Below are 12605 nucleotides of genomic sequence, written 5' to 3'. Positions count from 1 at the left end.
TGTTCCTATGGTTAGGCGGAGTTTTCAGGGATTGCTCGAATTTTATCGATCCTAGTCTCACGGACGAAAAACCCGGCGCAGAGGCCGGGTTCAGTCAATATATCAGCAAGGAGTCCTGCCCTTACAAACTCAGGATATAGCGGCTTAGGCGTTCAGCGGTATCCGCTACCTGCGCGGGATCACGCAGGAAACAGGCCCGCATGAAGAGTTCGCCGCCCTTGCCGAAGGCCGTTCCGGGTGCCAGGCCAACACCGGTCTTGTCGACGATATCGAGGGCGGCCTTGCGGCTGTCGGTGACGCCGTCGATCTTCAGGAAGGCATAGAGTGCGCCATCCGGCTTCAGCGTGTGGACGCGATTGGTCGCGATCAGCGCGTCGCAAAGGATATCGCGCGAACGGGCCGCCTTGGCGATGTTGGAGCGGACGAAATCATCGCCTTCGTTCAAAGCGGCAACGGCGCCCTTTTGCATAAACTGCGCCACACCGGAGGTCGAGTACTGCACGAGATTTTCGATGACCTGGCCAAGCTCCGCAGGCGCCACGATCCAGCCGACGCGCCAGCCGGTCATCGACCAATTCTTCGAGAAGGAGTTGACGAACATGATCCTGTCGTCGGCTTGCCGGACGTCAAGGAAGGAGGGCGCCCGGCCGCCGGCATAGTAATAGAGCGCGTAGATCTCGTCGGCCATGATCCAGAGGCCGTATTCCCTGGCAAGCGCCAGGATATCGCGGAGGTCTTGATGCGTCGCCGTCCAGCCGGTCGGGTTCGACGGCGTATTGATGAAGAGGCCTTTGGTTTTCGGCGTGATCGCCGCTTTCAAAAGCTCAAGATCGAGCGTCCACTTGCCGTTTTCGAACTGCAGCGGCACGGCGACCGAGCGGGCGCCGGCGATCTCGAGCGCGGCCGCAATATTCGGCCAGGCCGGCGAGAGATAGATCATCTCATCGCCGGGCGAGGTGATCGCCTGCACCGAGAGCTGGATCGCCTGCATGCCTGAACCGGTGACGTAAAAATGCTCCATCGGCAGAGAGACGCCGAAATGTCGCCCATAATAGTCGGAAAGTGCCTGGCGCAACTCCGGTATGCCGCGCTGCCACGTATAGAAGGTTTCGCCGGCATTGAGCGAGGCCATGGTCGCGCGGTTGATGAAATCCGGCGTCGGCAGGTCGCCCTCGCCGACCCAGAGCGGCAGCAGGCCATCACGGCCACGGGCATAGTTCACCACTTCCACAATCCCGCTTTCGGGCGCGGCCAGCGCACGCGGGCTGAGGCTATCCAATATCGACATGCAAAGTCTCCGGTTTTTGCTTTCTTAGAGCAATTCGGCGGGCAAATCCCATGACTTTGACTGAGCGACCAATCGATTTTCGTGATGAATGACCCCCGACCGTTGATAGGCCGGGGGCGGAAAACAAAGGCGGAAAACGGACCTCAGACGGCGGGACGCCTGGCCAGGAGATCGCGGATTTCAGTGAGCAATTGCACGTCAGCCGGCGGCGGTGCAGCTTCCGCGGCCTTCTCTTCCTTGCGCGCGACCTGCTTTTGCAGCGTGTTCACGCCCTTGACCATCAGGAAGATGATCCAGGCCAGGATGAGGAAATTGATGAGGACGGTGATGAAATTGCCGTAGGCGAAAACCGCGCCCTGGGCGCGGGCGGCGGCGAGCGTCGGCGCGTTGACCGCCGAGGAAAGGCCGACGAAGTAGTTCGAAAAATCGAAGCCGCCGAAAATGGCGCCGACGATCGGCATGATGATATCGTCAACCAGCGACTTGACGATACCGCCAAAGGCGCCACCGATGATCACGCCGACCGCGAGATCCATGACGTTGCCGCGGGCGATAAATGCCTTGAATTCATTCAGCATCGAATGTCCCCTTTGCGTTGCCGTTGAATCTATTCAGCAACCATTAGCATCATCTTTAGCTCTGTTCTTCAATAGCGAAATGGCGCGATAGAGACATCGATGCTGCATATCCCAAGGGAATCAGTGGCCGCAGCATTTTCCAAGTGTGATCGCCGGCTTACTTGTTGTCCGGTTGCGGCGTAACGCGGCCTAAACCTGCGGAAGAAACAAGCCCGTCGAGGGCCTTGTCAGGCGCCGGACACATCGGGGGTTATTTCCGCAGTTTTGGATTTGGCCGCATCCTTGGGCATGACCCGCGAGATCAGGCCATGAATATAGTCGCTGCTCGGCACCTGATCGAAGAGAATGCGGTACATGATCGGTGAGATGACGAAGTCCATCACTTCGGTGAGCGTCGGAAAGGCCGCGCCCTGCTCTTTCGCCCGGGCGACGATCATACGTACTTGCTGCTGCGTGTAGCCCGAGCACTTCTCCGCATTCGCCGTGCCGGACACCGCCAAGATATCGCGGATCATCTGCCGGCCGGCGCCGGAGGACATTTCGTCAGCATATTGCTCGGCCCAGGCCTGCAGGTCCATCCTGGCGCTGCCGGTTTTGAGCGGCTCCGTTTCCGGCTGCAGCCGCGAAGCGGCGACATCTGCCAGCAATTCCTGCAAGTCGCCCCAGCGGCGATAGATCGTCGATGGCGTCACATTGGCGCGCTGCGCAATAAGCGGGATCGTCACATCGGCGCGTTCCATCCCGGCCAACATCTCGCGAACCGCCTGATGCACAGCGGCCTGCACCCTTGCGCTGCGCCCGCCGGGGCGCGGGTTTTCCTTTGAATTCATTATCTTATGCCAATCTTCCCTTTACTGCGTCTCTCGCATCACCGGTAATAGCGCGCCACTAACGCAAATTATTTGCTTTTAGCGATACGGTGCACTACATGTGCTTAACGCAATTTTTTTGCTTTAAGCCAGGATATAGTCGATGACCGCGATCGAATCCACCGACAATTCACTGCTGCGACGTGGCCGCCGGTTGGCGCCATTTTTCCATGCCGCCACCAGCGCCACTTTCTTTGCCGCCTCGTCTGCGCCGACGCCGCTCTATCGAATCTATCAGCAAGTCTTCGCCTTCTCGCCGGTGCTGATCACGGTGATCTTCGCCGTCTATGCCTTCGCGCTCCTCATTTCGCTTCTGATCGTCGGTTCGATCTCCGATCATCTGGGACGACGGCCGGTGATCTTTGCCTCGCTTATCCTCAATATGGTGGCGATGGCGCTGTTTTTAACGGCCGACGGCCCGAATTGGTTGATTGCCGCGCGCATCGTGCAAGGCTTCGCGACGGGTGCCGCGGCAGCCTCGCTCGGCGCCGCACTCGTCGATCTCGATCCGGCCAGGGGTTCGGTGACCAACAGCATCGCGCCGCTTATCGGCATGGCGATCGGCGCGTTCGGAACCAGCGCCCTTGTGCAATATGCGCCGGCGCCGACACTTCTCGTCTATGCAATCGTGCTTGCTCTTCTCGTCATACAGGCCGTGCTGATTTGGATAACGCCTGAAACCACCCGGCGTAGACCGGGCCTTATCGCCTCGCTCAGGCCCGAGGTGGCCATACCGCCGCAGGCACGCCGGACATTGCTGGCGCTGACTCCGATCAATGTCGCGGTCTGGGCGCTTGGCGGCTTCTATCTTTCGCTGGTCCCGTCATTGGTCAGCGCCACGACGGGCAGCACCTTGCCCCTCGTCGGCGGTTCGGTCGTCGGCACATTGACTATCAGTGGAGCTGCCTCCGTGTTTTTGCTGCGCAAAAGACCTGCGGCAACCGCGCTGGCCTTCGGCATATCCACCATGACGCTCGGCCTTCTCGCCGTGGTCGCCGGCGTGCATTTGGCGGAGGTGCCGCTCCTCATCGCCGGCACGATGATCGCGGGCACCGGCTTCGGCGCCAATTTCCTCGGGGCCGTGCGCAGCATCATGCCATTGGCCAAGGCCGACGAACGCGCCGGCCTGCTTTCGGCATTCTACATCCAGAGCTATCTGGCCTTCAGCCTGCCCGCCATTTTGGCTGGGTTCCTGTCGAAGGCGGTTGGGTTCACCGCAACGACGGATATCTATGCTGCCTCCATTCTGGTTCTGGTCGTCAGCGGCGTGCTGGCATTGAGGACCGGCCGGGAGAAGGTCACGGTGTCGGCGTGCACCTGAGACTACGGCTTTAACCTAAGCTCCGCCAACCCACTGCCGTCCATGGCGAAGGGGACCGATGCGTGATCGTGAGCGATCTTCCAGACACCGGCTTCCTTTCTGAGGCCGAGCGTCTCGCGGAACCAGAGGTCGACCTTGGTGCCGTCGGTCTTGGTGCCCAGCATGTGCGTCAGGCCGCTCCAGAAAGCGACATCCCCGCCGATCGTCAGCTTCTGGTCTTCGACATCGCCTTCGATCGGCCCCTGCCAGGTATCGAACCAGCTCTGCAGGCCAGGCTGATCCTTGCCCTTGTATTGCAGCGGTGGCGCCAGGGTGAATTCCACGATGTCGTCGGTCACATGCGACATGACGCCGGCGACGTTCTTTTCTCCGATCGCCGTTGCCCAAGCGACAAGCATGGCAAAGATGGCGTCGGCTTCTTCGCGGTTTCCAATAATCTCGGCCATCGTTCGTCTCCTCTGTTTGATGGAACTAAGCAGAGGACGAATGGAAAGGGCCGCTCCCGACAATAATCCGAAAATTCTATCTATTATTGTTGTTGCGGTGAATTAAATAACAACTTATGCGATTCTTGTTGTGGAGGAATCGTCGTGTCCCTTGAGAAAGTTCATCTTCGTATTACGCAAAAGCGGAGAGAGATACGAGACGAATACGAATTGTGATCGTATCAAGATTATAAATCTATAATTTCGTTTCTGACCTTCAGAATGCGGATTTTCTTCATGCGATTATCCAGCGCGTCTACAGAAGTGTATTTTACCGCGACAGCAGAGCTCAAATTGTCGCCGAGGCGCCGCCTTCTTGTATAGGAACCAATACTGCTTAATAGCGTATCCACGCTCACTCGGTCAACGTCAGATGAAAGCTCAAAAGGAATAGATCGCCCTTGCTCCAGATCAAATGCTCGACCAGTACCTTGATTTGCGTTGAAACTGGCGATACTGAAGAGCTTCAATCGAACGGCATTATTAATAACATTTTGCCATACATATTGTTTGGTTGCGGGTGTTAACGCTGCCAATTGATTAGGGGCATTGATCGTTAACTGCTGTATGTTTATATTCATTACACCGTGGTTTATAACATTGTGTGCCAATCTAATTGATGGCTCCGCGGCATCCACTAAAGCACCTATATCGCCAGGTCTCGCGTCTTCCAAAGCTGCAACTTGGTCACTAACATCGTCTACATTTCCACAAACTCGACGATATACTGTTTTGATTAGGTCCGTCAGCAAATTACCAGCAACACCGCCAGCTAAATCACCAAGGACGGGAGCCCCTATTACGGCTGCCTGGTAAGCAATTTCATATATCGACTCAAAACTTCCTGGCTGCTGAGAAACTAGATTAAATGTAAGAGGCACAGTCCCAAATTTTTTATAACGAACTTTACCTTCAACCAGAAAATTCGAAACTATAAGGATGGAACGAGTTAAGCCTTCTAGCGACTTAGTACCTTCATAAGCTGGAATTTTGTGCTCTTCCGCCAATCCACCTTCAAATTTAGTTGTCAGATACACATGAGCCCCCTCGTAAGCCATGTGCAACTATACAGCGAGATCGTTCAAGCACAAGATTCAATTCGTCTGATCTTGAGCACATAAAATAGAAAGAAAGTACGGCCCTACAGAACAGGGGCGGCTATCGCCACCCCTAATTTTAACGCAGTTCTTTCAAATTCAGGCCGCCGCCTTTACGCGATACGGATCAAACCGCCCATAAAACGTCTCGCCCTTCGCCGCCATGTCCTTCAGCAGCGCCGTCGGCTTGAACTGCTTACCGTAAGCTGAAGCTAACGATTCACAAACATCCACGAAGGCTTTGACGCCCATGCCGTCGATGTAGGACAGCGCGCCGCCGGTGTAGGGAGCAAAGCCGAAGCCAAGGATAGAGCCGACATCGGCTTCGCGCGGGTCGGTGACGATGCCCTCTTCCATGGTGCGGGCGGCCTCCAGCGCGATGGTGACGAGGAAGCGTTGCTTCAGGACGTTAACGTCGATCTCCTCGGCCTTCTTCTGCGGGTACATTTCCTTCAAGCCCGGCCAAAGCGACTTCTTGGCCGGTTTTGGCGGATAGTCGTAAAAGCCCTTGGAATTCTTGCGACCGAAGCGGCCCTCGTCTTCCACCAAACGCGTGACCAACTGCATGTGCTCGGGATTAACGGCCTTGTCGCCAAGATCGGCCACAGCAGCCTTGAGGATCTTCAGCGACAGGTCGAGGGCGACCTCGTCGTTGAGCGCCAGAGGCCCGACCGGCATGCCGGCCATCTTGGCGGCATTCTCGATCATCGCCGGTGGCACGCCTTCGATCAGCATGTCATAGGCTTCCGACATGTAGCGCAGCACGCAGCGATTGACGAAGAAGCCGCGGGTGTCGTTGACAACGATCGGCGTCTTCTTGATGGCGGCGACGTAATCGAGCGCGACGGCAAGGGCGCGGTCGCCCGTTTCCTTGCCGAGGATGACTTCGGTCAGCATCATCTTCTCGACCGGCGAGAAGAAATGGATGCCGATGAAATCGGCGGGCCGTTTGGAATCCTTCGCAAGCCCTGATATAGGCAGGGTCGAGGTATTGGAGGCGAAGACGGCGCCCGCGGGCAGCACCGCTTCAACAGCCTCGATGACGGCTTTCTTGACGTCGCGATCCTCGAACACTGCCTCGATGACTAAGTCGGCGTCCTTCAGATCGGCGTAATCGGCTGACGGCGTAATGCGGGCAAGGAGTGCCGCCGCTTCGTCTTGCGTAAATCGCCCCTTACCGATGGATTCCTTGACCAGGCCTTCCGAAACCGCCTTGCCCTTGCCGGCCGCTTCCATGTCGCGGTCGATGAGGGTAACGGCGATACCGGCGGCTGCGGTGACATAGGCGATCGAGGCTCCCATGAAACCGGCGCCGACGACGCCGACCTTCTTCAGCTCCGTCTTCGGCTGGCCTGCCGGACGCCGGGCGCCCTTGCCGAGCTCCTGCATGGAGATGAACAGCGAGCGGATCATCGCATAGGCTTCGGTCGTCTGCAGCACCTGCGTGAAATAGCGCTGCTCGATCTTGAGGCCGGTATCGAAAGGCACCTGCAGGCCTTCGTAGACGCATTTGAGGATGGCGAGTGCGGCCGGATAGTTGCCCGATGTCTCGCGGCGAAGGATTGCCGGGGCTGCCGGCCAGAGCTGCGCGGCAGCCGGCGTCCAGATGCCGCCTCCGGGCACCTTGAAGCCCTTTTCATCCCAGGGCGCGATAGGCTTCAGACCGTCCTTGATCATCTGCTTGGCGGCAGGGATCAATTGATCCGGCTCGACCACATGATGGACCAGGTTCATCGCTTTGGCCCGTGCTGCAGTCAGCGACTGGCCCGTCGTCATCATCTGCAGGGCGGACTGCGCGTCCGTCAGGCGCGCGATGCGCTGCGTGCCGCCGGCGCCGGGGAAGATGCCAACCTTAACCTCCGGCAATGCCAGCTTGACGCTCTTGGCATTGGAGGCGACGCGGCCGTGGCAGGCGAGAGACATCTCCAGCGCACCGCCCATGCAAGTGCCGTTGATGGCCGATACCCAGGGCTTGCCGCAGGTTTCGAGCTTGCGGAACAAGCCGGTCATCCGGCCAACGAGATCGAACAGCTTTTGTGCCGCTGTCGCCGGATTCTTCGCCTTCTCGTCCTGATAGACAGAGAAGAGCGATTTGATCATCGACAGGTCGGCGCCCCCGGAGAAGGAGGATTTTCCCGAGGTAATGACCACGCCCTTGGTCGCCTTGTCGGCGACGGTCGCATCGATGATGGCGTTCAGTTCCTCCAACACCTCGCCGGTGAAGACGTTCATGGACTTGCCGGGCATGTCCCAGGTGACGAGTGCGATGCCGTCCGCGTCGGTCTCGACGGTGAAATTCGTGTAAGCCATTGGTTTCCTCCCCTCAGACGCGTTCGACGATCGTGGCCGTGCCCATGCCGGCGCCGATGCAGAGTGTCACCAGCGCCGCATTGAGGTCGCGGCGCTCCAGTTCGTCCAGCACCGTGCCGAGGATCATCGCGCCGGTGGCCCCCAGCGGATGGCCCATGGCGATGGCGCCACCGTTGACGTTGATCTTGTCATGCTCGATATCGAAAGCCTGCATGTAGCGCAGCACGACGGCGGCAAACGCCTCGTTCAGCTCGAAGAGATCGATATCGGCGAGCGACATGCCGGTTCGCTTCAACAGCTTTTCAGTGACATCGACGGGGCCGGTTAGCATCAGCGCCGGGTCGGAGCCGATATTGGCGAAAGCCTTGATGCGGCCGCGCGGCTTCAGCCCCATGCTCTCGCCGCCCGCCTTGGAGCCGAGCAGCACGGCGGCGGCGCCATCGACGATGCCGGAGGAATTGCCGGCATGGTGCACATAGTTGATGCGCTCGATTTCCGGATGCGCCTGAATGGCGACCGCTTCGAAGCCACCCATTTCGCCCGGCATCTGGAAGGACGGATTGAGCGAGGCCAGCGCCTGCATATCGGTGCCGGGACGCATATGCTCGTCCCTGTCGAGGATCGTCAGGCCGTTGATATCCTTCACCGGTACGACGGAATTCTTGAAGTAGCCCTTCTCCCAGGCGTTGGCCGCGCGCTTCTGGCTTTCGACGGCATAGGCGTCGACGTCATCGCGGGAGAAGCCGTATTTGGTGGCGATGAGATCAGCCGAGACGCCCTGCGGCATGAAATAGGCCGGGAAGTTCACCGAGGGGTCCATGAACCAGGCGCCGCCGGACATGCCGAGGCCGACGCGCGACATGCTCTCGACACCGCCGGCAATGACGATATCGTCAGCCCCTTGCGCGATCTTGGCCGCGCCGAAATTCACGGCATCGAGGCCGGAGGCGCAGAAGCGGGAGATCTGCATGCCGGGCGCCGTGGTCGAATAACCCGCTTCGAAGGCAGCCGCCTTCGGAATGACAGCGCCAGCATCCATCACCGGATCGACGCAGCCCATGATGATATCGTCGACCGTCTTCGTATCGAGACCGTTGCGGTCGCGGATCGCCTCCAACGTCTTGGCGGCAAGGCGGACGGACGGCACTTCATGCAGCGCCCCATCCTTCTTGCCGCGTCCACGCGGCGTGCGCACATGGTCGTAAATGAAAACCTCGGTCATGTCTCATCTCCCTGCGGCGGCAAGCCGCCCTTTTATTCATACCCACCTTCTCCCCGTCGGGGGGAAGGTAAGTCTTGTCAAAATGCTTCCGCCGCCAGTTCCATCATCGTGTCGGCGCCGGTTTCGATGCGGGCCTTGCGTAGCGCTGTTTCCGGCATGATGCGCTCCATGTAGAACCGCGCCGTGACAAGCTTGTTCTTCAAATAGTCCTCGCGCTCGCTCTCGCCGCCCGAAAGACCGGCTTGCGCCGCCTTCGCCATCTTCGCCCACATGTAGCCGAGGACGACGAGGCCGAAGAGGTGCATGTAATCCGTGGAGCCGGCGCCGGCATTGTCGGGCTTCGCCATGGCGTTCTGCATGAACCACATGGTCGCGGCCTGGACGTCGTTCAAGCCCTTCTTCAGTTGCTTGGTGTAGAAAGCCATTTGCTCGTCATTGCGGTTCTCCTCGCAGAAATCGCCGATCTCCTTGAACAGCGCCATGACGGCACGACCGCCGTTCAGAGCCAATTTACGCCCGACGAGATCGAGCGCCTGGATGCCGTTGGCGCCTTCATAGATCATGGTGATGCGGGCATCGCGGACATACTGGCTCATACCATGCTCTTCGATATAGCCGTGACCGCCAAAGACCTGCTGCGCCATGACGGCGTGCTCGAAGCCCTTGTCGGTCATGACGCCCTTGAGGATCGGCGTCGCCAGACCAAGGATATCATCGGCCGCCTGACGCTCCTTCTCGTCCGGGGAGCGATGGGCGATATCGGATTTCAGTGCCGTCCACAGCAGGAAAGCGCGGCCGGCCTCGTTGAAGGCACGGATGGTCATCAGCGAGCGGCGGATATCGGGATGGACGATGATCGGGTCGGCCTTTTTGTCCGGCGCCTTCGGGCCGGAGAGCGAGCGGCCCTGGATGCGCTCACGGGCATAAGCGACGGCATTCTGGTAGGCGATTTCGGCAACCGACAGCCCCTGCAGGCCGACGCCGAGGCGCGCCTCGTTCATCATTACGAACATGGCGTTGAGGCCCTTGTTCTCGGCGCCGATGAGGAAGCCGGTGGCCTCGTCATAGTTCATGACGCAGGTGGCGTTGCCATGAATGCCCATCTTATGCTCGATCGCGCCGCAGGAGACCGCGTTGCGCGCGCCCAGCGAACCATCCGACCCGACCATGATTTTCGGCACGATGAACAGCGAGATGCCCTTGGTGCCCTCCGGCGCGCCCTCGATACGGGCGAGTACCATATGCACGATATTGTCCGTCATGTCGTGCTCGCCGGCGGAGATGAATATCTTCTGGCCGGAAATCTTGTAGCTGCCGTCGGCTTGTGGAACTGCCTTGGTGCGCAGCAGGCCGAGATCGGTGCCGCAATGCGGTTCGGTGAGGTTCATGGTGCCGGACCAGGTGCCCGCGACCATCTTCGGCAGATAGGTCTGCTTCTGCTCCTCGGAGCCATGCACGAGAATGGCGGCGATCGCGCCCTGCGTCAGGCCCGGATACATCATCAGCGACATATTGGCAGCGGAGGTATATTCGCCGACAGCGCAATGCAGCGTGTAGGGTAGCCCCTGCCCTCCGAATTCCTCCGGCACCGCCAGGCCCAGCCAACCGCCTTCGTAATAGGCGCGGTAGGCCTCCTTGAAGCCTTGCGGGGTCGATACCGTGCCGTCGCCGTGACGCACGCAGCCTTCCTGATCACCGGAATAATTCAGCGGGAAAAGCACCTCTTCCGCCATCTTGGCCGCCTCGCCGACAATCGCCTCGATCATGTCGGGGCTGGCCTCGGCGAAACCCGGCAGATTGCTATAGCGTTCCAGCCCAAGCACATCGTTCAGGACGAAAAGCGTATCGTTCACCGGGGCCTTATAGACTGGCATCTTTCGAATTCCTCCAATTCGCCGCCGGACTCGCATTCCGGCCTCTGATCTAGCCTTACAAAATATTGACGTTTGCGTAAACGTCAAATTTGCGCGACAAGGCGAATTTTTAGGTAGGGTAACGGACTAAGCCGGCGATCAGGCGAGAGTTTGTTTAAAAGCCCGGCGGCTGAACATGGCATTCAGCGTTGTGCGCAGAGGGCGTTCGATGAGGTAGTAGCTTGCCACACCGCAGGCGATACCCATCATGAGCAGAAAAACGGAAGGGAGCAGATGCAAGCCCGTCAGCTTGAAAAAAGGCTCCTGCCACAGGTAGATCGAGAAGGAGCATTGCCCGAAAAAGCGGAGCACATCGCCCTCAAAACTCCTGCGGAACCATGGCGCGGAATATTCGATCCCGATAACCGCCATCGCCAACAGGATCGTCTTGACGCCGAAAAAGACCGTAGCATCCAGACCAAATATCCGCGCCAAGATCGCGCTCGCCAAAGCGCATGGCGCGATCCATGTCCAACTATCCCGATGCAGTCTCGGTCTGAGAATAAGGTAGAAGGCTGCGGAGATGAAAATCCCTGCCATGGAAACATCGGTACGCAACATCACCAAACCCGGGTCTCCCTCCGTCGTATGGAGCCGAACCACACCGTTGACCAAGGCCATTAATCCGGCCGTGAGAATGAGGCCCGAGGTGATGGATTTGCTCCGCGAGCGACTGGCGAAAGCGATCAGGCCCAGGAGGATGTAGCTGTGCTCCTCGACGCACAGGGACCAGATATGATCCAGCAGGGAAAGGGGGAGCCCATAAATGGTGGCATAGTTCAAGGTGAAGGTCAGCGCAAAAGCGGCGACTTTCAGGCCAAATTCACCGATGGTACCGTGAAACGCCAGGCCGGTGATCAATACGAAAACAACCAATGTCGGATAAACGCGCGCAAACCGTCTGGCGAAGAACATCGGAAGCGGCATCTGTTTGACAAACAGAATGTCCGCCATCAATCGCCCCGACAGCACGAAGAACAGATCGACGCCGAAAGTGCTGAAGCCGGGCATATATACGTCGGCTCCGAAATGGCCCATCAACACCATGATGACCGCCAGCCCGCGCCATCCATCCAGGGCCGGGATGTAATGTGCCGGATCCGATTCACGGGCAATGGATGGCGGCACGCGTTCGGCTCCCAGGGAAATTCAAGTCATTCCACGGTCTCACAACTCAATTGAGAAAAGTATAACACCCCTCAATTTTAAGGATTTGCGCCGCGGCCACCGAGCCACGACAACGCCAAGGAATGATTGACGCTCAATGCGCCCATCTCGCTCGCGACAGCGTCGTCGATTTCATAAGAACATGAGCATATTCAATAACAAGACCAAAATAAAAGGTTAAGATTTCGGCAAAATTTAACGGGTTGTTTACTACGTTTCGTGAATTGTGCGGGATGAGCAGCGATGCTTTGCGTTTCTTTCATCTTTTGCTTGATGGAGCGCCGTTTCGCGGTTCAGCCTGAGGAAAGCCTAATAAACTATTTCTTTCCGAACGGTGGGATGCGGTCTGCGCGTG

Annotated in this window: 10 protein-coding genes; 1 reads left to right on the top strand and 9 read right to left on the bottom strand. The window is 58.4% G+C overall.

Annotation, left to right across the window (positions count from 1 at the left end; genetic code table 11):
- Positions 1-121: 121 nt before the first annotated feature.
- From N2601_RS00905 to N2601_RS00895, 3 genes are all read right to left on the bottom strand, one after another.
- Entirely contained in the window at positions 122-1288 is a 1167-nt protein-coding gene (locus tag N2601_RS00905) for a pyridoxal phosphate-dependent aminotransferase (protein ID WP_104821958.1), read from the bottom strand.
- Between the two features lie 143 nt (positions 1289-1431).
- A complete protein-coding gene (gene mscL / locus N2601_RS00900; RefSeq protein WP_104821957.1) occupies positions 1432-1866 on the bottom strand; it encodes a large conductance mechanosensitive channel protein MscL in 435 nt (144 codons plus the stop codon).
- A gap of 227 nt (positions 1867-2093) precedes the next feature.
- Positions 2094-2696 carry a TetR/AcrR family transcriptional regulator gene (locus tag N2601_RS00895; protein ID WP_104821956.1) on the bottom strand — a complete coding sequence of 201 codons (603 nt, stop codon included), beginning with the start codon at positions 2694-2696 and terminating at the stop codon, positions 2094-2096.
- 142 nt (positions 2697-2838) lie between these two features.
- Between N2601_RS00895 and N2601_RS00890 the strand changes: the two genes are divergently transcribed.
- Complete coding sequence (locus N2601_RS00890) at positions 2839-4056, top strand: MFS transporter (protein WP_104821955.1); 1218 nt, start codon at positions 2839-2841, stop codon at positions 4054-4056.
- Positions 4057-4058: 2 nt separating this feature from the next.
- Here N2601_RS00890 and N2601_RS00885 read toward each other — a convergent pair whose 3' ends face one another.
- From N2601_RS00885 to N2601_RS00860, 6 genes are all read right to left on the bottom strand, one after another.
- Positions 4059-4502, bottom strand: a complete 444-nt coding sequence (locus tag N2601_RS00885; protein ID WP_104821954.1) for a YybH family protein — start codon at positions 4500-4502, stop codon at positions 4059-4061.
- Between the two features lie 227 nt (positions 4503-4729).
- Positions 4730-5578, bottom strand: a complete 849-nt coding sequence (locus tag N2601_RS00880) for a DUF7946 domain-containing protein (RefSeq protein WP_260303341.1) — start codon at positions 5576-5578, stop codon at positions 4730-4732.
- A 159-nt stretch (positions 5579-5737) separates the two neighbouring features.
- Positions 5738-7948: an FAD-dependent oxidoreductase gene (locus N2601_RS00875; RefSeq protein WP_104821953.1), complete on the bottom strand. Its 2211-nt coding sequence runs from the start codon at positions 7946-7948 to the stop codon at positions 5738-5740.
- Between the two features lie 13 nt (positions 7949-7961).
- A complete protein-coding gene (locus N2601_RS00870) occupies positions 7962-9170 on the bottom strand; it encodes an acetyl-CoA C-acetyltransferase (protein WP_104821952.1) in 1209 nt (402 codons plus the stop codon).
- Positions 9171-9247: 77 nt separating this feature from the next.
- On the bottom strand, positions 9248-11044 hold the full coding sequence (locus N2601_RS00865; RefSeq protein WP_104821951.1) for an acyl-CoA dehydrogenase C-terminal domain-containing protein: 1797 nt from the start codon (positions 11042-11044) through the stop codon (positions 9248-9250).
- Between the two features lie 138 nt (positions 11045-11182).
- Entirely contained in the window at positions 11183-12211 is a 1029-nt protein-coding gene (locus N2601_RS00860) for an acyltransferase family protein (protein WP_245463922.1), read from the bottom strand.
- Between the last annotated feature and the right edge of the window lie 394 nt (positions 12212-12605).

Origin of the sequence: Rhizobium sp. CB3060 (assembly GCF_025200735.1) — a bacterium.
Lineage (GTDB): Bacteria > Pseudomonadota > Alphaproteobacteria > Rhizobiales > Rhizobiaceae > Rhizobium.
Note: the sequence above shows the minus strand (reverse complement) of the source record. Positions and strands in the feature narration are given on the sequence as shown.